The sequence below is a fragment of the Photobacterium swingsii genome, assembly GCF_024346715.1.
GTDB classification, from domain to species: domain Bacteria; phylum Pseudomonadota; class Gammaproteobacteria; order Enterobacterales; family Vibrionaceae; genus Photobacterium; species Photobacterium swingsii.
On sequence record NZ_AP024853.1, the window covers coordinates 457,034 to 479,722 of the forward strand.

A 22,689-nucleotide genomic window follows, 5' to 3' on the forward strand; every position below is an offset into this window, starting at 1 on the left:
ATGACAACGCAAACAACCCTAAATAACGAAAAGCTTTCTCCTTGGCCATGGCAAGTTGAAGAAAGTGCCACCGAGTTCAATCTAGATGCAATGGCGAAAGTATTAAAAGATCTGAGCCGAGGCTGCTACGTCATCAATCACCCAGAAAAAGGGCTGGGGGTCAGCCAAGAGGCAGAATTGACCTCAGGGGATAGCGCAAGCGCTAGCAGTACACACCCAGTCAGTGCATTTGCGCCAGCACTTGGCACACAAAGCCTTGGTGATAGTGATTTTTGTCGTGTACACGGCGTGAAATACGCTTATTACGCTGGGGCGATGGCAAATGGCATTTCATCTGAAGAACTAGTGATTGCTCTCGGTCAAGCCGGCATTCTATGTTCATTCGGTGCGGCGGGGTTAATTCCTTCGCGTGTGGAGCAAGCAATCAAGCGTATTCAAGCAGCACTGCCTAACGGCCCTTATGCGTTTAACTTGATCCATAGCCCAAGTGAGCCAGCACTAGAGCGTGGTAGCGTTGAGCTATTCCTAAAACATAAAGTACGTACTGTAGAAGCATCAGCCTTCTTAGGTTTAACTCCGCAAATCGTGCAATACCGTGCTGCAGGTTTAAGCCGCGATCAAAAAGGCGACATTGTTATCGCTAACAAGGTGATCGCTAAGGTCAGCCGTACTGAAGTCGCAAGCAAGTTCATGGAGCCAGCTCCTGCTAAAATGCTGCAAGGGTTGGTCGATGAAGGACGCATAACGCCAGAGCAAATGGAGCTAGCACAACTCGTTCCAATGGCTGATGATATTACCGCTGAAGCAGATTCTGGTGGCCATACTGATAATCGCCCCCTAGTTACCTTACTGCCAACAATTTTAGCGTTGAAAGAAGAAATTCAAGCTAAATACCAATACAAGACACCGCTCCGTGTCGGTACTGGTGGTGGCGTGGGTACACCCGATGCCGCACTGGCTGCATTCAATATGGGCGCTGCTTATATTGTGACAGGCTCTGTCAACCAAGCGTGTATTGAAGCAGGTGCGAGTGAACATACGCGTAAGTTGCTATCGACCACAGAGATGGCCGACGTCACCATGGCACCTGCTGCCGACATGTTTGAAATGGGTGTTAAATTACAAGTAGTAAAACGCGGTACGCTCTTCCCTATGCGTGCCAATAAGCTTTATGAAATTTACACCCGTTATGACTCGATTGAAGCGATCCCTGCCGATGAGCGTCATAAGCTAGAAACTCAGGTTTTCCGCTCCACACTCGATGACATCTGGGCAGGTACCGTGGCGCACTTTAACGAGCGCGATCCAAAACAAATTACGCGTGCCGAAGGCAACCCTAAGCGCAAAATGGCCTTGATTTTCCGTTGGTACCTTGGTCTTTCTAGTCGTTGGTCAAACACTGGCGAAGCTGGCCGCGAAATGGATTACCAAATTTGGGCTGGCCCTGCGCTTGGTGCGTTTAATGCTTGGGCAAAAGGCAGTTATTTAGATGATTACACAAACCGCCAAGCTGCTGATGTTGCCAAACACCTGATGCATGGTGCGGCTTATTTAGCACGTATTAACTTGCTCGCATCACAAGGCATCAAACTACCGGCTGATGTTGCACGTTGGAAGCCTGTCGAGAAAATGATTTAACTGTGTTTGCGAATCATCTCTCGCTAATCAGTTAGCAGACATAATAAAGCCCAGAAACATGATGTTTTCTGGGCTTTATGTTTCTGGACTTTTCTTTGTTTTTAGTCCCTAACCAGTAATGGAAACCACTGGATAATATTAACTAATCGCAAAGTGATTAAAGTGCCGTCCAAGGACCCGCAGCATTGCCAGGTTGATCGCCCTTAGTCCACCACTTCGCCTTGTAAGTTACGCCGCTAAACGTAGTTTTGTCACCACCGTTATAAACCTTGTCTGCGCTCCACGTTTTCGTGCTTCCATCATTAAACTCAGCCCATACCGCACTGGTTCCCGGTTGTTCACCTTTGGTCCACCACTTCGCTGTGTATTTCACGCCGTTATAAGTAACAGTATCGCCTGTGTTATAGATGGTATTTGCATCCCACGTCGTACCACTGCCACCGTCAGCCTTCACCGTAACCACCACTGTTGATTCAGCACTGGCTTGACCATCTGATACCGTCACAACAAGATTCATGACAGTATCAACCGTTACTGTTGGGGCGGTAAAACTAATATCGGCACCTGCCGCCGTCGGTGTTACCGTACCAGTAGAGACGGTATAGGTTAATGCGTCGCCATCAGCATCCGTTGCCGAAACACTGAACACCGCAGCTTGACCACTATTCACATCTAGCGTTGCGGGTACAGTGAGTACAGGTGGATTATTCTCGACCGCACCTGAACCTTTCACGTTAACAGTGACACTCTTCGCCGTTTGTTTTCGCCCATCCGTTACCGTTACCGTAATCACATCAGTGGTATCCACTGCGCTATTAGGTGCTTGGTACGTTACAGTCGCAGTGCCATTTCCGTTATCAACCACAGTTGCTCCTGTCGCTGTAAAGCTCAAGGCATCGCCATCAGCATCGGTAGCTGAAACATCAAAACTAATAACTTGACCAGAATTTACCAACTGTGTTGCTGGAACAGTTAGCACAGGCGCTGCATTCGGTACGGTTCCTGCGCTAAAGACGCGATCAATTTCTGCTGCCAGCGGCGAGCGTAAATCGGTACATTGTTTAAGTTTGCTGCCGTAGCTGACGAATGTGCCAGCACACTCAACATCACCATGAACTTGCCACACAATCACACCGCCAAGATTATGATCAACAATGTATTGCGCTTTTTTAGCTATAGATGCTTCATCGTCATAACTTAAGAAGTATTTGCCTTTTACAGCATATGGCACTTCCGCTGACGCATCCCACTTATGCTCCCAACCCGTTTGTTTTTTCAGGTAATTGTAGTTCGGTTGACCTTCAAATTGTTTCCAGTTATCCAGATCCACGGCAGACACTGATGGGCCATCAACACTAAAGTTTACCGATCGTTTATCTGTCGGTGCTCCTACATACGCAGTGGCTTCGGTTGTTTGAACACCACGGCCATAGAAAGCGGCACCAAAGTTAATTTTCTCAGATGGGATACCTTTGGCAGCCATCCAAGTTCTAAGGTAATCAAGATCTAAGCCCTGGAATTCTTCTTCTGGGTAAGGGTAAAGCGGCGCATTATGCCCAGCTACATTTGACCAACCACCATTTAGGTCATAAGTCATCATGTTGAAGTAATCCATTGAAGCCGCTAGGCGAGCCCAGTCATAGCCTTCCAGTTTTGCCGTCGAAGCCGCAAAGGCTGCCGTTAGCAATTTGTTCGGCCCAATACGGGTACGGATATCTTCCATCAATAATTCAAAGTTAGCATAATCTTCAGGGCTTCCTTCGAAGTTCATGCCACCTGTACCTGGGTATTCCCAGTCAATATCGATACCATCAAAGCCAAGCGCCATCAGCTTATCAAGATCCTGCATAAAACGTTCTTTCTTAACAGGATCAGCGGCCATTTCAGGGAAGTGCTTAGACATACTCCAGCCACCTAGCGATGCCATAACTTTGACACCTTTTTGGTGAGCTAAATCAATCAAGCCCGGCGCGCCACCAGCTTTTTTCAGTGGTATAGGGAATTGACCTGTGATACCTGTTGGCTGATGCATCCAACCGCTGCCATGCTTAACAAACCCTTGATCTTGAACTTTTTTCAGTTGATCCGCATTCCATGGTTCATCTGTCGGGTATTGATGAATATATTCCAGCTCACCCCATAAAATATGGAAATCCCAGCTTGAATACACATCAGGGTGAAGCAATGGACCGGGTTCTTGCACCGCGTTAGGTTGATAAATACTTTTATTACGTAAATCACCACTGTGTAATGAGCCATCTTTGGCCACGCCGAAGAAAGAAAAGTTTAGTATTGAGTAGATGTCCATATCCACATTCAGGTGTGTTGCCTCACCTTTCACACTAAAGCCTTCGTTAGGTCCTTTCCACGCTTCCCATTGAGTGATGTAACCAATAACATTCTTATCATGTGTAGGTGCAGCTTGTACTGAACCCATAGTACCCGCCATAAGCATGGCAGCGATGGCACAAGCGATCTTGCTTTGTTTCATTCCCTTTTGCATCTCTAACTCCGTGTAATGGTTAGCTATATCAATTAATAATGCATGCATTATGTGCATTTATGCGTATTGATACTCGCTCAAAGCAGGATGAGTATGGCTATCGACTTACAGCTAACAATGCTGACTCACGTAAACCTGACTGCCTAAGGCGAGTTCAGTTCTTATTGTTAGCTAATCTTTTTTCTTTGGCTAAAAAAACATCTCAGAGTTAGACACTCAACCAAGCCAAATGTAACTATCATGTAAATTTTACATGCGTTATTTTGGATGTGTTCCAATTTACACCCAGCGAACCAACAAAATAATTCGCAATAAAAATAATTAAAAGGTTTACATATCGACGCTAAAAAAGAAGATTTGAATGAAAATCAGAGGGACGAAGGAAAAAAGAAGAGTATCTGCTTGAAAATAAAAATGCAGCACGCGTTGTACATGCTGCATCAAATTAAGCGATAGTTTAGAACCAGAAAGGCATTGATTTCACCTTGTTCTCACGGTCTATTTAACAAAGCGATTGTAGAGAAAGAGTAAGACAAAGGCGCCAAGTGTCGCTGTAATTATACTCCCTATATTCACGCCATCTGCACTGCCCAAGCCAATAAAGGAGCCCAACCAGCCACCAACAAAAGCACCGCAGACACCTAAAATCATTGTCATCACAATGCCGCCGCCATCTTTGCCAGGCATTAGCCACTTAGCTAACGCCCCTGCAATTAAACCTAAAATAATCCACGAAAAAATACCCATATCACCTCCACCATAACCAAGAGAGATAGCAGTACCAACTCTGCAATTCCACACGAAGTTAGTATCGCGCTAACACTAAACGTAGTCGTTGAATCACCAATAATCCTTTTCAAATATGAGCCGGACTTTTTACTCAGCACTGACAATTGGGTTAATCGCTTCGGGCACACTCATTATTCATGCACCAACTCAACAAGACAAATCATGTTTAAGAAACGCCTCATCGCAACAGTTTTCGCTTTACTCAGCACTTACGCCACTGCCGCGCCAGAATTAATGTCACCAGTAGAAATAGAGTTTGGTCAATACGCACACATAGAAACCATTGAAATTACAGGTAATATCAATGCGAGCTTACTTCGCCTTGTTGATGACTCACTGCAAAGCAATGAGTCGGATTACTATGTCATTAGTGATATTTCTGAAAATGCACAACAAAATACAATGACCATTTCTGTCGACTTATATAACGACATGAATGCTGCCGCTGAAACAGTTGCGATGAATTAATGAGCAACTGTCTGCTCTGATTGCTTTACGTATTTAAGCACAGTCTCACGCAATAACTTTTGATTGACGGGTTTGGCAAGAAAATCATCCATACCCGCTTCAAAACACTTATCTCTTTCTTCTTTTAGCACATTTGCCGTTAGCGCTATGATTGGAACCGCATCAACATCAGCCCTTTCCGCCTCTATGGCCCGAATACGCCGAGTGGCGTCAAAACCATCCATGACAGGCATTTGACAATCCATTAAGATTAAATCAAATTTGTTTGCTTCAAATTGCTCTACTCCAAGAAGCCCGTTTGATGCAACAGTGACTGTCATACCTATCTTCTCAAGCATCATTTTCGCCACTTTCTGATTCACTAAGGTATCTTCAATCACCAGAACATGCCCTTTACTGGCTGGTTCTTCCTTCTCTTGTAAAGCGACTTTCTCAGTTGGTGCCACTTTCTCTAACGTCAATACTGTCGGTGTTCCACTTTCATCTCGCCGTGGAATTGGCTGCTTATCGATAGTTTCAAGACTGTCATCTTGCTTTTCCTTTTCGCTCGGCAAGGAAGATTGGTGAGTCATTCCTTGTAATACTTGTTCAACCTGCCATTTTAGGTCCGATTCTTTATACGGACGGGTCAAAATTGCAGAGATGCCAGCAGAAGTCATTTTATCAGCGTCAGCCTGATCAGGGCCTGCAGTGATCATCATCATCACAGGGCACTGCTTACCAAATTGCTGGCGTAACTGCGCCGCTAACATAAAGCCATCCATGACAGGCATCCATTTATCGAGCAAAACCAAGTTAAAGGGTGATCCATTCTTAATTGATTCATCAATAAACTGTGCCGCCAGTTGTGCATCTTCACAACAAATAGAATTCGCACCAAAGCCACAAAGCTGAGCTGACGTAATTCGCATATTCATCATGCGATCATCCACCAGCAACACTTTTGCTCCTTTCAGTGAATTATCCTTATTTGTTGCTCCATTTGGGTTTGCTCGCTGATCTTGCGCAAAATCAAGAGTGAAATAAAATTGGCTACCTTTGTTCACTTCACTTTGAACACATAGCTCCCCTCCCATTAATGACACGACACGCTGGCAAATCGCTAAACCTAAGCCACTCCCTCCATATTCACGGGTAGTGCTGCCGTCAGCTTGCTGAAATTTTTCGAAAATCGTTTGGTGTTTATCAGCCGGTATACCAATACCACTATCAAGCACTTCAAACTTAACCTTTATGCCCTCATCACCTTCTGAGACGTAGTGTATGTTTAATTGGACATACCCTTTATCAGTAAATTTAATGGCGTTACTCACTAAATTAACCAACACTTGTCGCAGTTGCGTTGGATCACCGATTAACATAGGGGAAATGCGTCGATCGATTGAGCACTGTAATTGCAAGCCTTTTTCAGCAGCTTTCACAAGGAAGATATTTTCAACGTCTTTATTAAGCTCAAACAAGTTAAGATGGGTATTCTCTAGGACCATTTGGCCTGATTCGATTTTTGAAAAATCGAGTATATCGTTGATCAAATCGAGCAAAGACAAAGACGACGAATGCAGCATATCAACGTACTCTTTCTGTTCTGATCTTAAAGGCATCCCCTGCAACAACGATGAAAGACCAATGATTCCATTCATAGGCGTTCGGATCTCATGGCTCATGTTTGCCAAAAATTCACTCTTTTTATTATTGGCGTTTTCAGCTTGCTCCTTCGCTTGCTCAAGCTCATCATAATGATCACGGATACGTGCCACGGAGCGATTATAGCTTTCTTGTAATGTGGTAATTTCATCATTAAAGAAGCGTTTTTTTAGCATCAAAAAACGGGGAAGCTGTCTTTCATCAAACTCACTCACAACGGATGACATCTGCGCAAGGTGCCTAACAATGACGTGATACACAATAAACAGAATAAATGCAGCCACAAAGAAAATCTTTATTGCCTGAGAAACAAGTAAAATCAGAAACTTACTAAGAAGACCATCATAAATTTGGTACAAATCTGATTGCACAGTTAATGTCGCTAACGCAAATTCTCGGCTACCAGTTGCGAACGTCATTGGCCATGATTTTTCATGTTTGTACTTTTGTAATTCCTCCCCTAGCTGAAGAATAACGCCATCTCCATCCCTTATTACTAAATAGTGGATCTGTGGCTGCTGAAAAATCCCTTCTGCTTGCAACTGTAATTGCTCTCGATCCTCAACCCATAAACTCGATGTAAGGCTGGCTAACGACGTCTCTTTTATTTGGTCTAGGTGGTCATTAATACCGACTAAATCACGCTGATAATCCAAATACAGATTAATACCTGTCGTAAAAAGCGTTAATACACTACTGACAAGTAATATATAAATAAGCATTTGCTTAGCAAGCCCCAACTTTCTCGACTTATTGTGATCCTGATGCGTTTTGTTCATCCTTAAACTCACACTTATTTTTTCTTCAACTAATCTAATAATAGACAGTCAAATGGAATTGATAAAAAGGGATTTTTAATGATAAAGCTCATAACAGTATCCATCTCAGCATTACTTTCCTTTACTACAACAATAGCCTCTGCAAAAGACGTCAATTATTATGTAATTTCAAAGCAAGCTGCACCTTTTCAGATAGAAAATAAAGCCGACCAGCACAGTGGTATAGTAACTGACATTGTAAAAAAAGTTTTTGAAGGCAGCAGTTATGCGATTAACTATCACTCATACCCTTTTAATCGAATGATCTCAATTCTTGAGGATGGTGGACAGCCCAATTGGATCACTTATGGTAGCCCCTCTTGGGGAGGCGTACAGGCTGAAAACCTATCAGAAGAGCCAATTTATACCGTCAAGCATGTTCTTTTAAGCAGTAAAAAGAATGAATTTACTTTTACTGACATGAAGGACATGAACAGCAAAATAGTTGTTTTGCTTCATGGGTTTGATTACCCTCAACTGACTCCCTACATCAAGTCAGGTGATATCGAAGAGCTCCGAGTTAAGGATTATCAAGCTGCTTTTCGCATTGTTAAAAAGTTACAGGGTGACGCTGCATTTGTAGAAATGGATTCACGTATAAAATACAATTTCTCACAATTAGGCTTAGATAACGAGCAATACAAAACACAGTCCTTTAATAAGGTTATTCCTGACTATCCTATTTATTTAGCATTAGATCCTAATATGGATAAATCGATTCAATCTTTTATAAACTCACGTTTAAAATCAATGAAAGATAGCGGTGAACTCGATATTATCGTCAACAAGTACATTTAAAGTATGCATTATTTCACTATCCTATTCTAAAACAACAAAGGCGCTTTATATCAAGCGCCTTTTTTTAATTCAATGAAATAAATCAACCCACAAAGTTTTTATCAAACATATGCCCAAGTTTATTTGCTTTTGTTTTCAAATACCCTTGATTATGAGGGTTATTACCCTCTTGTAATGGCACTCTCTCGGTAATTTCTATCCCTGCATTTTTAAGCGCATTTACTTTTCGAGGGTTGTTAGTCATAAGCCTCACTGACTTTATTTCAAGAAAACTCAGCATCCCCCGGCAAAAGGTATAGTCACGCATATCCGCTTTAAAGCCTAATTGCTCATTCGCTTCAACTGTATCTGCACCTTGATCTTGTAAGTGATAAGCGCGAATCTTATTAATCAGCCCTATTCCACGCCCTTCTTGTCGTAAATAAAAAAGTACGCCACTACCAGCTTGAACGATATTTTCCATTGCTCTCGCTAGCTGAAAACCACAGTCACATCGAGCACTGAATAACGCATCACCAGTCAAGCATTCCGAGTGTAAACGGATAAGTGGTGGCGTTTCAGGGTCTAACTCACCATAAACTAAAGCTAAGTGCTCTTTCCCGGTAGAAACCTCCGTAAAACCATACATTTGGAAGGTTCCCCACTGTGTCGGTAACTTTGCACTATCAACAAAATGGACATGATTAAAAGGCTCTTGCTGTGCAAAGTGGCTACGTACTTCCATTAAAATTTTACCAAGTTCGTTCTGGCCTTTTCCATCACCACCGTCTCCCCAAAAGGCATCTTTATGTGAGTGCTCTTTGATTACACGAGTTCCAGTGGAAACAAGTTGGTGGGTCAATTTAGGGTTTTGACGGAATTTTTCAAAAACAACAAAGCGCATAACCGTCGTTCTTACTTCCATCCAATCTGGCTTGACTCTATCTTGATATTGACGGCTTAAGTTAAACGCTTCATCGGGTGTGGCTGCATTACGAATATGCTCTTGGATGCTTCTATCAGTGAACTTTTGTGCTTGGTAATAATGTTCACTCGTTGGCCATACTATATCGCTTAATGATATTGGGCTTGCGGCAAAATTGGATAAAAATCCATGATCATCGTGAGGCTCATAAAAGAATATTTCGTCTACCATTCTGGTTACTCCATAACGTTAACAGTATCCCTAGCCATGATATGTCTTTTAGACTCTACAAATATGCCTGTTTTTATCGACACAATTTATAGTCTAGTCCATTTAATATTCATCATGTAGCATTTGACGATTTTATTCATTAGAATTGCCGCGCACGCCAATGCAACTTAAAATAACGAAAAACACGCAAATATAAGAACAAAAGCTCACCTTGATTTGCATTACAGAAGGATAAAGAATGAACTTCAAATGGATTCTATTTGATGCGGATGAAACGTTATTTCACTTTGATGCCTACGAAGGCTTAAAACTCATGTTTAGTCGGTTCGGCATATCTTTTAGCCAAGATGACTTTGCGCATTATCAATTAGTGAATAAGCCACTATGGGTTGACTATCAAGATGGGAAAATTACAGCTCAAGAACTGCAGCACACACGTTTTGAATCTTGGGCACATAAGCTAGAGGTCACAACAGCTGAGCTTAACAGCGCATTTTTAACTGCTATGGCCGATATTTGTGCTCCATTACCCGGTGCAAAAGAACTATTAGACTTTCTGAAGGGAAAAGTGCAATTAGGCATCATAACTAACGGTTTTACTGAGCTTCAGCAAATTAGACTAGAGCGCACTGGTTTAGCTGAACACTTTTCTACTTTAGTTATTTCTGAGCAAGTCGGTGTTGCAAAACCAGACCGGGGAATTTTTGAACATGCTTTTATGCAAATGGGAAACCCAGACAAACGTGATGTCTTAATGGTTGGCGATAACCCACACTCAGATATTTTAGGCGGTAATAATGTCGGAATTTCTACTTGTTGGTTAAATGCTATTGGGCTGCCTACCCCAGATGGCGTAAAACCCTGCTACCAAGTCAGTTCTCTGAACGAACTGCATTCAATGCTAAAAACACATTACTAACACAACGAAGCTAAGCAATAAGCAGCATTGAGTAATCCAATAAGACAAATTCACTGCACTGGGCGCATATACTCAAAATAACCTATCGAAATTTAATACTTTACAACCACAACATATCCCTTTATGTTGTGGTCATTCTTACTAAACACAGATGTGGATCATGCCAATGTTATTTACTAACAGCAAAAACGTATGCTCAAGCGCACTTTCGAATGCGTCTCACACTGTGGTCTCTGTCGTCGTCGTGGTCTCTCACTAACGCTGACAGATAAATTATTTCGTCAGCCTGGCTGATGAAATAGTGACAAATCTACATTTCCCCACGCCAAGCTGACCTAAATGCAAACATTACAATAAAAGGTTAGTTCATGAAAAAGCGTGATTTAGCAGCGATAGGTTTTATGACCTTTGCGCTGTTCCTCGGAGCAGGAAATCTCATATTCCCACCACTAATGGCACAGCAAGCTGGTGAAAACTGGTTAGTCGCTATTGCGGGCTTCTTACTAACAGCCGTTGGTTTACCAGCCCTTACTATTCTAGTCTTAGGCCGCCTTTCATCTGCGGAAAAATTAACGAGTGCACTCCCTTCTTGGATGAACCGCACCTTCTGGTTTTTAGTATTAACGACTTTAGGCCCTGCATTCGTTCTTCCTCGTGCTGTTACTGTCGCTTACGAGATGGGTATTAAACCTTTTACAGACGCTAATTTACTGCTGCCTTTCTCTATCATCTTTTGTGCCATCACCTTAGCATTAGCTTTGAAACCAGGTAAATTGCTCGATTACATCGGTAAAATAATGACACCGACACTCATCGCTATGTTAACCCTTTTGGCTGTAGCTGCGCTTGTTAATCCACTAGGTACTAGCTTACCCGCAACACAAGATTACCTTGAGCAACCTGTTGTTAACGGACTGATCCAAGGCTACATGACGTTAGACGCCATTGCAGCTGTTGCTTTTGGTTGGGTGATCATTAACACCATCAAGAGTAAAGGCGTTACCAGTAAAGCTGACCTAATGAAATACAGTAAATGGATTGCGCTTATTTATGTTGCACTTATGTCACTTTGCTACTTAGCGATGGGATACTTGGGAGCAACGTCATCCACTATCGCTCCGAATGCTGCCAATGGTGGTGAAATCCTAACGCGTTACGCTGCTGGTGAGTTTGGGTATGCGGGTCAATTACTCCTTGCGGGTATTACTTTAATGGCATGCTTAACAACAACCGTTGGTTTAACAAATGCAAATGCTGAGTACTACCGTAATACATACAAGACTCCCTTTCATCGTAGTGCTATCGTTGTAACCGCTCTAACCGCGGCGGTTTCAAATGTGGGCTTAGAGCAAATCATAACCGTAAGCTTACCTGCAATCTTGATCCTTTGTCCTATCGCAATCGCACTGATCCTAAGCATTATCTTTTTGCCCAAACATGTTGTTAAAACAGGCCAGCAAAGCAAAGTGGTGATTGCTGCAACTATTTTTGGCAGCATAGATGCCTTTGCTGTGTTAGATATGATTCCCAATGCGATTAACACACAGCTTAATCAGTGGTTACCTCTCTACGAATACCACTTAAGCTGGCTTATCCCTGTTGTGTTCATCTTTGTAGGTTTGAATATTAAGCTCCGTTCGCAAATAGCAAACACTGAAACGGCATAACAGCACAAGTTACCGCCAGATAATTCACGCTGGCGGTAACTTAGTTATCTCCTTCCCTTCAGCCCCCGAGTTCCAGTGAGGCCAATAGGTTTAATATCACACGCAATAGTGTTAATCGCTCAATTATCACGCTAGCATATCAAGCAAAATAAGCTTTCAATAAAAGTTAGTCTTTTGTTCAAGGTAACACTTTACATCTCGCATTATTACGCATATTGTAAATGCGTTGCCGAAATTGAATATAGGTTCATCATGTTTTCACTTACAGCTAAAGTCATTGAAAAAAACTCATATAAGACTGAGTTAGCTGTGCGCGCAACAAACTCAATTATCATCATTATTCTAGCGATTATTCGCTAGGCTGACGGTGATAACTTTCCGTCAGCCGAGCTGATGGAAAGGTAGTATCCCTCTATATTTACTTTATCCCTTCATTAGCTCGTTAGACGGTTCACACAACACAGATTGTAGGACAGTCAATGAATACGACATTGAAAACACAAGATTTACTCGCCATAGGCTTAATGACATTCGCCCTTTTTCTTGGCGCTGGTAATCTAATTTTCCCACCCTCTATGGGACTTGAAGCTGGAACAAACCTATTACCAGCTATGATGGGCTTTTTGATCACGGCGGTCGGCCTGCCAGCGTTTACCTTAATTGTTTTGGGCCGTATTGCTAATACAAACAACCTAACCAAATCCTTACCACCGTGGCTAGGTCAAACATTTTGGGTTTTGCTGTTTACTTCGATTGGTCCTGCCTTTGGTATGCCAAGAGCGGTAACCGTTGCTTATGAAATGGGCATTAAACCTTTTGTAGATGGTGATTACCTACTTGTTTTTACTCTTATCTTTTGCGCTGTCACTTTGCTACTTGCTTTCACACCTGGCAAGCTTGTTGATTACATTGGTAAGTTTATGACACCCGCATTGATCTTAATGCTAATCGCACTCTCAGTTGCTGCCCTTATATCACCTTTAGGTGCGCCTCAGTTACCAAGTGCTGATTACCAAAATAGTGCGGTTACACATGGTTTAATCCAAGGCTATATGACAATGGATGGTATCGCTGCTGTCGGTTTTGGCTGGGTGATAATTCAAGCAATTAACGCCAAGGGTGTTACAGCACCAAAGGATGTAGCACGCGTATCACTTTATGTCGCTGGGATTTATGCAGTACTCATGGGCGCTTGTTACCTCGCGATGGGGTATGTTGGAGCAACATCAAGCACTGTCGCAAATGGTGCAACAAATGGTGGTGAGATCTTAACACTTTATGTGCATGGTATCTTTGGCGAGTATGGCCAAGTATTACTTGCCGCTATCATCATCATGGCATGCTTAACAACAACGGTAGGGCTAACAAACGCGAGCGCAGAATATTACCGTTCATCGTTCAAAGCACCGTTTGCACTAACATCTGTCATTGTTGTGACACTTACATGCATTGTTGCCAATTTTGGCCTTGCACAGATCATTCAAGTTAGTCTACCGGCTATTTTGCTTCTGTGCCCTATCGCTATCGCACTGGTAATGGCTTCTTTTGTTAGCTCAATCAACTCAGCCTTCAAACCAAGTCATGTTTCTGTTCTTGTTGTGACCTTAGTATTCGGCGCCCTTGATGCGCTGTCTATCCTAGACTTAATGCCAAGTGTTGCTCATAGCCAGTTACAAGATATGCTTCCACTATACAATGCACATGCTAGCTGGCTAATACCTTGCTTAGTCGTGCTTAGTGTGAATTCACTGCGGTCTTTCATCAATCAGCAAAAAACCTGCACTGCCTGATAAAATACATATAAAAATCCCCTGTGCACTCAGTACCAGGGGATTTTTTGAGCCAAGCAACATCGAATGCAAACTGCACCCATTCTGGCATCAATAGGGAATAGCACTACTCGCATCATGTTTTGATTGATATACACAACCATCTGTTCTCCATATACAGAAAAACTTTCGCTCATAAAGAAAGTAACTATGCTGCTTCTTTATGATTTTATAGCGTGTTTTCATTCCTTTAAAATCGAATAACCATCGCATGGGATTGCTCTCTTTCCACTAAATTCACAGCAAGTAAATTACTATAAAACCCAATGCACAAGAATGAACCCTTCATCATTTTGCGATGCATTCATCACTTTTAAATTTTGACCTTGTGCACAAATCCATATAGTGACACAAGGATAAATAGTACTTTTATCACACTCCAAATAAAAAACGGCCACTCATAGTGGCCGTTTTTACTTGTTAAAATGTGTATGTTCTATCATGAACACTATGATCTAGCGGCCACTTAGAAGACTCATGCTTACTCAGGCTTACGTTTGCCTGTCATGAAGTCTGATAGAATCTCAGGCGTCAGTTCACCAGCATCTTCTAAACGCTTTAACTCAGCAACTATCGCTTGTTGCTCTTCCAATGTTGGAATCGGTAATTCAGGTTCTTTTTTGATCGCTTCAGGATCAATTGATAGATTATCAAGCATGATTTATCTCACTAATACAAATTCTGTCCTGAGTATAACGTAATCCATCCAAATTAGAATTGCTCCCTTTCTTTACACAGTGGGAAAGCCGCTAACTGTCTAATTAAAATACAGATTTCTCCATATCTATTTAAATAATAGTGAAAATAATGCCTCATCCTATCACTAGGTTTACATTTTACCTTCTGTGCAAAGGGCTGATTTCAAGAAGTCATCACAAATAGTGGTTTAAAATGTAAGCTTATTAACTATGCATCGTGATTGTTAGCTACCAGGCAGTTTGTAATTTGCTCTTTATTTCGTTCTAAATATTCAATGTCTGCTAAATAAGCCAAATGATGACTATCTTTGATATTCGCAATAAATGCTTCATTACCTTTAGTGGCTTCATCACGCATAAAGTCGACCAAGGCTTGAACACGCGATATCATGGTATCAACTAACTGTGTACGATCCGCATAAGATAAACCATAAGAATCACAGAACTGTTTTGCACGAGCTGATTGTTTAGGCAGATCACCTAACGAATCATGTGGATTAGTTTTAAATGGTGACCAAGAATAAACGGCATAAGCCACATCCCAAATTCTAGGAGCTGGGTGTGCGGTATCAAAATCAAAGATACCAACAACGGTATTTCCGCTCAATGCAACATTGTATGGGGCGTAATCACCATGACAAATTACTTCTTGAGGCTCCCTTGCAGGTAAAAGCCATGCTAAATCATTGCAGTTTTTACTCTGAACAAAGGACGCTGTCACATCGTGATACTTACGCAAAAGTAAAGCCGCTGAACATAATGCTTCAGTCGATGAAATAGCACCAACTAAAGGATAATTGTAAACGTCACCTGATACGTAAGATACGATCTCGTTACCACGACTATCGAAACCAAATGATTTCGGAGCAGAGTTAAATTTCTCATTCTTTAAGTGAAGCAAAAGCTTATGAATGGATTGAGACCAAAACCCACTTGGTCGATAGACCTTATCATCTGAACGATGGATCAGTCCTTCTCGACCACCTTTTAGATCTTCCATAACTCTCCTTGTTTATGAATAAGGTTGCGCTATAACAAAATAACTTGTAAAAGTTCGACTGCACGCCGTGCAAGCTAGGTTAAAGTTTTTATTTTACAAAAACTGACATAACACCAGTTAGTAGCCATATTGGTATTGCGACCCACATCATTAACAAGCTCAAGCTGTTGGTCCATTCAGATTGAAGCTCACCAGAAGAATATATTTGACTATGTACAAGCATTTGCGATTTAAAAGCATCATCTAACGCATGTCCCGACATTGTGGCTTCATACCCTGCTATCGAAAAGACTGGATAATACAAGGTGCCTAAATCTGGATGCTGTACAAAAACACGAGTCAACTCCCAAGTATCATCACAAGGAATCTCAAACCGATTAATTACATACTGCTCATCAATTTCCGCACCTTTCGGGACTAACGTTGCGTAACTATAACCGGTATAACCTGGCTCGTATTGTATAGCCTCCCAATCACATGTCGCTATAAATTCACTCCCAAGCAGCACTCGCCGCAACGTGTCGTTATTGAAGCCACTGGCCGATTAGAAATGCCCTTTATTATTGCCTGTGCCGACGCCAATATTCCTTACGTGATTGCCAACCCGGTTCACGTCAAGCGCTTTGCCGGCGCCATCGGTCAACGTGCTAAAACTGATAAACTCGATGCCAAGCTTATCGCTCACTATGCCCATGCAATACAGCCAGAATTAACCCAGCTTAAGCCTGAATCTATGCGGCTTATGGCGGATTTGGTCATCCGAAGAAATCAGCTTCTCTCAATGCAAACTATGGAAAAGAATCGACTACAAATTCTGCCCAAACACCTAGCTATGACCATCAAGCCAATCTTGACGGCATTCAAAAATCAGATCGAAAAGACTGAAAAGAAAATCGTAGCGCTGATTGAAAGCTGCCCTGAATATCAGACCAAAAATGAACTACTACAAAGCATGCCCGGTATCGGAAAAATTGCCGCTGCATCTATTATTAGCAACCTTCCCGAACTCGGCTATATCACCAACAAACAAGCCGCAGCCCTCGTCGGTGTCGCGCCCATGAGTCGGGAAAGTGGGCGCTATAAAGGGCTCAGAAAAATACAAGGCGGGGGACCTCAGGTCAGAACTGTTTTATACATGGCAATGATGTCTGCCATGCAGTGTAACCCGGTATTTAAGAGCACCTATCAACGACTACTGTCTGAAGGAAAACCCAAAAAAGTGGCCATCATCGCCTGCGTCAGGAAGATGGTTATCATCCTAAACTCCATGCTGAGAGATGGCGCCTTATGGGATACCAAAACAGCTTAAATTTAACTATTGACGCCATAGTCGTTTGTTATGGCAATGATTTGTAGATTCAAAAGTGGCAAATCGAAACTGGTAAAGATGCAGCTAGAAGTACTTGAATGTAATCAAATACAGTCATTATTACTTTTAACATCAAAAATACACATGAAAGCGATTTTCTCTATCAACTTTCATAGCATCAACACGACTATTAAGCTCAAATCTGACATTCAACTCTGCATGTTCACTAACAGCTGCATTGATAACACGTTGTAGTTGTATAGCTTTCTCTTTGTCGCTTTCGACATAATATCTTAAATTTGGTTCTTCTTGTGGATAACTACTACTCTTAACTTGCACATCCACATTGCAATTAAATAATTTATCTTCTATCGATGCAGCAAGTCCTCGTTGTTTTGCCGAATGATAAATATAAATAGTAGTACCCTCAAAATTACATCGCTTATCAAACGGGTTGGTAATCCAACCAAGTGACATTGCCAAAACAGCTGCAAAGACAGTACCTCCTAGCCACGTTATAAACCGATTCATCGCCACCTCGCTGTTGTTTATACTCAAGTTAATTCCATTAATTGTAGTAAAAACTAGACAGCTATAGAGTTAACATTGCCATAACGCTCGCCATAATACGCCACAACGTATTACGGTAATGTTGATAGACCACCGAAAACACCACAGCCAATTCGGACTTAGAATGCCGAGCGTTGGTGGTCGTTTTGATGGCTTTGTTATGGCTATTCTGTGATAGAACCTTCAAGGAGAAGAAACTGACAATGTCATATTTCATGAAAATCGGTGATCAATCCATTATGCAAAAAATCTTAAGCAATAATCATTTACAACATTAATTGCAAGTTATAAAAAACAACATCCATTAATAAAGGAAAAGTTATGTACTTGCAAAAATTCGATGTTCATGAACTAAAATTCAATGAAGAAGAAACAAAAGAAATACTTTTATTTATTTTTTCTGGTACTGAAAAATCGCTCATTGACAACATTGTAATTGACAATAGAGTCAGAGGTTTTGCACAAGCTTTACTTATAGAAGCTGTTGATGCTTCATTTAAAATAGGCTTTATTCAGAGCCTTTGGGAAAGCACCGTAAATCCAACCCTTTCAATCAAAAAGGTTATACAAAAAGTTGCCAAAGGATTTGCGACTCATTATTTTAAACATGCAACAAAAAGTGACTTGAGACAAATAAAGATATATGAGTTTGTAATCAATGCATTACGAATAAAGCACAAAACACGATTACATCAATTCATTAATGATATTGCAATGAATTCAAGCACACCATTAATAAGACCAAATTACATATTGCCGAACAATAAAAAACTTAAGGTTATAGCTTAATATGTTTAAAAAGTTATCGCTATTCATTATAGTCTTCTCACTTATCATTTCGGCTTTAATCTCGTCAATAAGTGACGAACGAATAGTTCTTTGCTCTCTTGGAAGCAATATTATTTTTCTCAATCAAAATTCATGTACTCTTTATATTGAGCACATTGGTGTTAGTGATGATTATATAAATGAAGTCAATGATAAGCATGGGATCACAACTATATTAAATGCGAATACTCACAATAAGTTTAGAGTTGCAAAATCGCTAATTAACCAAGGGGTTAATATTAACAGCATCAATAAGCATGACGACCAACACCTACCGCCGTTACATAGCGCAGCTCTAATGGATGATATAGAAGCATTTACTTTTTTAATCAAAAATGGAGCAAATATTGAAGCAAAGCACCCCACATCAAATGAAAATTTAGAAGAATTCATACACCGATTAATCAAACAAAACCCAACAACACATCGCATAAACATGTTGAAGATGCTAGATGAAAATGCTTAATAATAAGGCTGATTTCGATCGGCCTATTTTAGCCATAACGCCTTGGCCTTACGAATCCCCACAAAATACCTTTGTAGTTCAATAAGTAGACACGCACCTTACCTTCTGATCTAATGAATTCACCACAAACACAAAAGATTGAAAGCAAGATGCGTGATATTCAAATACTACACGAGTCGCTGGAAAATCAATGCCCTAACATTCACAAAAAAAGACTAAAATCACTCATGGACTCGGTGCAATCATTGCTTAGTAATGATGCACTTACACTGACTTTGCTAGGACGTTCTCTTCCTTCAAAGGCCAAAACGAAACACTGTATTAAGCGCGTTGACCGTTTATTAGGTAATAATCACCTGCACCATGACAGACTCGATATTTATCGGTGGCACTGTCATCAATTTTGTTCGATCAATACACAGCCTATTGTCTTAGTCGATTGGGCTGATATCCGCGAATACGAACGACTCATGGTACTTAGAGCATCTATTGCTGTAGATGGTCGTTCTGTTACGCTTTTCGAGCAAACTTTTACCTTCAAAAACTACAACTCTCCACGTAGTCATCAACAGTTTCTCGATAACTTTAAAGCTGTTTTACCCTCGCATGTCATCCCTATCATCGTGACTGATGCTGGCTTTCGTAATACATGGTTTAGACAAGTTAATGACATGGGTTGGTGTTATCTTGGACGCGTAAGAGGAGATGTAAACGTCTTAATAAAAAACCAATGGCAACACATCAAGCTGTTGTTTAATCAAGCGAATAGCAAACCTAAATATGTCGGATTCACACAGCTAGCCAAGCGAAACCCATTGCAATGTCATCTTCATCTCTATAAAAAACAAACACCTAAAAAACGTAAAGACCGGCCAAAAGGTCGAGAACACTTCTCCGCCCAGGCAGTCCATAAAAAGTCAGCACTAGAGCCTTGGCTGCTAGCGACTAATATCCCAACCAATATATTTTCATCTCGATGTATCGTCAGGCTCTATACCAAACGCATGCAAATTGAAGAAACATTCCGAGACTTAAAAAGTCCACAATATGGTTTTGGCTTACGCCAAAGCCGCACTCATGACCCTAAGCGCTTCGACATTTTACTGCTCATTGGTCTGCTCGCTTTTATGGTCTATTGGTGGTTTGGAATAATTGCAGAACATAACGGTTGGCACCGCCACTTTCAGGCAAATTCAGTAAAAGACAGGCGCGTTTTATCATTTGTAAGGCTAGGAAAAGAGGTCTTCCGAAAGCTGGAATATCACATCAATGAACCAGCAATACGCTGGGCGCAATCCACCCTAATTCTAATGGCAAGGAACAATTATCGTGCGTAAATTATGTGGGGATCCGCCAGCGCCTGCCATAATACGCCACAACGCATTACAAAAACGTTGATACGACCACCGAAAACACCGAAGCAGACTCATACCTAGAATGCCGAGCGTTGGTGGTCGTTTTGATGGCTTTGTTAAGTGCGAATAATTAACAATATAAGTCTAAAGAATACTAACCGAGTTTATTTTATTATAATAATCTATCAATAGCTTTTTATGCTCTTTCGTCGGTTGAGACTCAGCTGTGAGTATGGTGATCATCTCATTTAAAGAATCCAACTTAGAGCTTGTAAAGCTGAAGTTTGCCATTCCCGTTAAAGAATTACCATATTGAAATGAAGCGCTATATGATTTTTTATTATTTTCATAAGCACAAACAGAGTATTCAATATTACTATCGTATATATGCTGATTTTCTTTTATACACTCGCCAGCTATAGACGAAAAATCTTTCGCTTTTATAGCAATAAAGTTATCCTGTACCGCTATCAATGTATTAATAATATCGTTCAAGTGTTCTTTAGGAACTGTTACATTTCTCATTCCTATGCTATCAATATTATAATATTCACCAATTGAGCCATCTAAATATAAAACGTAAAAACCTGTAAACTCAGGGTCTTGACTGTGATAATTAAAAAACTCAACACCTGGGGCTTCTTCTTCCCCTCCTAGAATATTCAAAAACTCATAATTACGTATAAACTTAGGTTCGATTTGATAGCTAGGTTTAGATGACTTTGTAAGACTTGATTCTTTTTGAACTAGTTGATTCTCGGGCGCAGTTTCTTGGTCACTAAGCAAGCTTATAATAATACCAAGACTAATAGGAAGAACTATAAATATAATAGCAAACCATTTAAGTATCTTTTTAAGTAATTTCACTAACTTTCCTTACAAAGTGTTTCAACTTAACTTATGTATAATTAAACCACATACTGTACATCATACCGTTTGATTTGACTAGCACTTAACGCCTTGGCCTTACGAATCCCCACAAAATACCTTTGTAGTTCAATAAGTAGACACGCACCTTACCTTCTGATCTAATGAATTCACCACAAACACAAAAGATTGAAAGCAAGATGCGTGATATTCAAATACTACACGAGTCGCTGGAAAATCAATGCCCTAACATTCACAAAAAAAGACTAAAATCACTCATGGACTCGGTGCAATCATTGCTTAGTAATGATGCACTTACACTGACTTTGCTAGGACGTTCTCTTCCTTCAAAGGCCAAAACGAAACACTGTATTAAGCGCGTTGACCGTTTATTAGGTAATAATCACCTGCACCATGACAGACTCGATATTTATCGGTGGCACTGTCATCAATTTTGTTCGATCAATACACAGCCTATTGTCTTAGTCGATTGGGCTGATATCCGCGAATACGAACGACTCATGGTACTTAGAGCATCTATTGCTGTAGATGGTCGTTCTGTTACGCTTTTCGAGCAAACTTTTACCTTCAAAAACTACAACTCTCCACGTAGTCATCAACAGTTTCTCGATAACTTTAAAGCTGTTTTACCCTCGCATGTCATCCCTATCATCGTGACTGATGCTGGCTTTCGTAATACATGGTTTAGACAAGTTAATGACATGGGTTGGTGTTATCTTGGACGCGTAAGAGGAGATGTAAACGTCTTAATAAAAAACCAATGGCAACACATCAAGCTGTTGTTTAATCAAGCGAATAGCAAACCTAAATATGTCGGATTCACACAGCTAGCCAAGCGAAACCCATTGCAATGTCATCTTCATCTCTATAAAAAACAAACACCTAAAAAACGTAAAGACCGGCCAAAAGGTCGAGAACACTTCTCCGCCCAGGCAGTCCATAAAAAGTCAGCACTAGAGCCTTGGCTGCTAGCGACTAATATCCCAACCAATATATTTTCATCTCGATGTATCGTCAGGCTCTATACCAAACGCATGCAAATTGAAGAAACATTCCGAGACTTAAAAAGTCCACAATATGGTTTTGGCTTACGCCAAAGCCGCACTCATGACCCTAAGCGCTTCGACATTTTACTGCTCATTGGTCTGCTCGCTTTTATGGTCTATTGGTGGTTTGGAATAATTGCAGAACATAACGGTTGGCACCGCCACTTTCAGGCAAATTCAGTAAAAGACAGGCGCGTTTTATCATTTGTAAGGCTAGGAAAAGAGGTCTTCCGAAAGCTGGAATATCACATCAATGAACCAGCAATACGCTGGGCGCAATCCACCCTAATTCTAATGGCAAGGAACAATTATCGTGCGTAA

At 41.1% G+C, this 22,689-nt stretch carries 20 protein-coding genes; 11 read left to right on the forward strand and 9 right to left on the reverse strand.

The genetic code is table 11. The features are described 5' to 3' along the window. Window positions 1-1,638: an eicosapentaenoate synthase subunit PfaD gene (gene pfaD, locus OCU77_RS19390; protein WP_107302627.1), complete on the forward strand. Its 1,638-nt coding sequence runs from the start codon at window positions 1-3 to the stop codon at window positions 1,636-1,638. Between the two features lie 157 nt (window positions 1,639-1,795). Here the strand turns inward: pfaD and OCU77_RS19395 are convergent, their stop codons facing one another. Both OCU77_RS19395 and OCU77_RS19400 read right to left on the reverse strand, forming a co-directional pair. After that, window positions 1,796-4,141: a glycosyl hydrolase family 18 protein gene (locus OCU77_RS19395; RefSeq protein WP_048897972.1), complete on the reverse strand. Its 2,346-nt coding sequence runs from the start codon at window positions 4,139-4,141 to the stop codon at window positions 1,796-1,798. A 498-nt stretch (window positions 4,142-4,639) separates the two neighbouring features. Further along, on the reverse strand, window positions 4,640-4,888 hold the full coding sequence (locus OCU77_RS19400; protein WP_048897935.1) for a GlsB/YeaQ/YmgE family stress response membrane protein: 249 nt from the start codon (window positions 4,886-4,888) through the stop codon (window positions 4,640-4,642). A 204-nt stretch (window positions 4,889-5,092) separates the two neighbouring features. Here OCU77_RS19400 and OCU77_RS19405 point away from each other — a divergent pair, with 204 nt between their 5' ends. Continuing rightward, window positions 5,093-5,398 (forward strand): hypothetical protein, encoded by a 306-nt coding sequence (locus tag OCU77_RS19405; protein ID WP_048897936.1) that lies wholly within the window; start codon window positions 5,093-5,095, stop codon window positions 5,396-5,398. On the opposite strand, the gene OCU77_RS19410 is transcribed toward OCU77_RS19405, so the two are convergent. Further along, the gene (locus tag OCU77_RS19410) at window positions 5,395-7,821 is read right to left on the reverse strand and encodes a response regulator (RefSeq protein ID WP_048897937.1); all 2,427 of its coding nucleotides are present in this window, start codon (window positions 7,819-7,821) and stop codon (window positions 5,395-5,397) included. The genes OCU77_RS19405 and OCU77_RS19410 overlap by 4 nt on opposite strands. A gap of 78 nt (window positions 7,822-7,899) precedes the next feature. Between OCU77_RS19410 and OCU77_RS19415 the strand changes: the two genes are divergently transcribed. Beyond that, a complete protein-coding gene (locus OCU77_RS19415) occupies window positions 7,900-8,658 on the forward strand; it encodes a substrate-binding periplasmic protein (protein WP_048897938.1) in 759 nt (252 codons plus the stop codon). An 82-nt stretch (window positions 8,659-8,740) separates the two neighbouring features. Here the strand turns inward: OCU77_RS19415 and ribA are convergent, their stop codons facing one another. Then, window positions 8,741-9,793, reverse strand: a complete 1,053-nt coding sequence (gene ribA, locus OCU77_RS19420; RefSeq protein WP_107302626.1) for a GTP cyclohydrolase II — start codon at window positions 9,791-9,793, stop codon at window positions 8,741-8,743. 238 nt (window positions 9,794-10,031) lie between these two features. Between ribA and yjjG the strand changes: the two genes are divergently transcribed. The 3 genes from yjjG (at window position 10,032) to brnQ (OCU77_RS19435) (ending at window position 14,169) form a co-directional block, all read left to right on the forward strand. Continuing rightward, window positions 10,032-10,712: a pyrimidine 5'-nucleotidase gene (gene yjjG, locus OCU77_RS19425; protein ID WP_107302625.1), complete on the forward strand. Its 681-nt coding sequence runs from the start codon at window positions 10,032-10,034 to the stop codon at window positions 10,710-10,712. 368 nt (window positions 10,713-11,080) lie between these two features. After that, complete coding sequence (gene brnQ / locus OCU77_RS19430; RefSeq protein ID WP_048897939.1) at window positions 11,081-12,379, forward strand: branched-chain amino acid transport system II carrier protein; 1,299 nt, start codon at window positions 11,081-11,083, stop codon at window positions 12,377-12,379. A gap of 491 nt (window positions 12,380-12,870) precedes the next feature. Next, window positions 12,871-14,169: a branched-chain amino acid transport system II carrier protein gene (gene brnQ / locus OCU77_RS19435; protein ID WP_048897974.1), complete on the forward strand. Its 1,299-nt coding sequence runs from the start codon at window positions 12,871-12,873 to the stop codon at window positions 14,167-14,169. A gap of 520 nt (window positions 14,170-14,689) precedes the next feature. Here the strand turns inward: brnQ (OCU77_RS19435) and OCU77_RS19440 are convergent. The 3 genes from OCU77_RS19440 to OCU77_RS19450 all read right to left on the reverse strand — a co-directional run bounded on the left by OCU77_RS19440 (window position 14,690) and on the right by OCU77_RS19450 (window position 16,414). Beyond that, the gene (locus tag OCU77_RS19440; RefSeq protein WP_048897940.1) at window positions 14,690-14,866 is read right to left on the reverse strand and encodes a restriction endonuclease subunit S domain-containing protein; all 177 of its coding nucleotides are present in this window, start codon (window positions 14,864-14,866) and stop codon (window positions 14,690-14,692) included. Window positions 14,867-15,114: 248 nt separating this feature from the next. Beyond that, window positions 15,115-15,906 (reverse strand): aminoglycoside phosphotransferase family protein, encoded by a 792-nt coding sequence (locus OCU77_RS19445; protein ID WP_048897941.1) that lies wholly within the window; start codon window positions 15,904-15,906, stop codon window positions 15,115-15,117. 88 nt (window positions 15,907-15,994) lie between these two features. Further along, window positions 15,995-16,414, reverse strand: a complete 420-nt coding sequence (locus OCU77_RS19450) for a hypothetical protein (RefSeq protein WP_162489932.1) — start codon at window positions 16,412-16,414, stop codon at window positions 15,995-15,997. On the opposite strand from OCU77_RS19450, the gene OCU77_RS19455 reads away from it, so the two are divergent. Next, on the forward strand, window positions 16,349-17,215 hold the full coding sequence (locus tag OCU77_RS19455; protein WP_390624781.1) for an IS110 family RNA-guided transposase: 867 nt from the start codon (window positions 16,349-16,351) through the stop codon (window positions 17,213-17,215). The two genes, OCU77_RS19450 and OCU77_RS19455, sit on opposite strands and share 66 nt — an antisense overlap. Before the next feature lie 132 nt (window positions 17,216-17,347). On the opposite strand, the gene OCU77_RS19460 is transcribed toward OCU77_RS19455, so the two are convergent. Continuing rightward, the gene (locus OCU77_RS19460) at window positions 17,348-17,773 is read right to left on the reverse strand and encodes a hypothetical protein (RefSeq protein WP_048897942.1); all 426 of its coding nucleotides are present in this window, start codon (window positions 17,771-17,773) and stop codon (window positions 17,348-17,350) included. Window positions 17,774-18,106: 333 nt separating this feature from the next. Here OCU77_RS19460 and OCU77_RS19465 point away from each other — a divergent pair, with 333 nt between their 5' ends. From OCU77_RS19465 to OCU77_RS19475, 3 genes are all read left to right on the forward strand, one after another. Further along, on the forward strand, window positions 18,107-18,574 hold the full coding sequence (locus OCU77_RS19465; protein WP_053111771.1) for a hypothetical protein: 468 nt from the start codon (window positions 18,107-18,109) through the stop codon (window positions 18,572-18,574). 1 nt (window position 18,575) lies between these two features. Continuing rightward, window positions 18,576-19,079, forward strand: coding sequence for an ankyrin repeat domain-containing protein (locus OCU77_RS19470; RefSeq protein WP_048897943.1), 504 nt, complete (start codon window positions 18,576-18,578; stop codon window positions 19,077-19,079). A gap of 149 nt (window positions 19,080-19,228) precedes the next feature. Beyond that, a complete protein-coding gene (locus OCU77_RS19475; RefSeq protein WP_211320084.1) occupies window positions 19,229-20,416 on the forward strand; it encodes an IS4 family transposase in 1,188 nt (395 codons plus the stop codon). Between the two features lie 162 nt (window positions 20,417-20,578). Here the strand turns inward: OCU77_RS19475 and OCU77_RS19480 are convergent, their stop codons facing one another. Continuing rightward, window positions 20,579-21,301 carry a hypothetical protein gene (locus OCU77_RS19480; protein ID WP_048901136.1) on the reverse strand — a complete coding sequence of 241 codons (723 nt, stop codon included), beginning with the start codon at window positions 21,299-21,301 and terminating at the stop codon, window positions 20,579-20,581. Window positions 21,302-21,501: 200 nt separating this feature from the next. Between OCU77_RS19480 and OCU77_RS19485 the strand changes: the two genes are divergently transcribed. Beyond that, window positions 21,502-22,689 (forward strand): IS4 family transposase, encoded by a 1,188-nt coding sequence (locus OCU77_RS19485; protein WP_211320084.1) that lies wholly within the window; start codon window positions 21,502-21,504, stop codon window positions 22,687-22,689.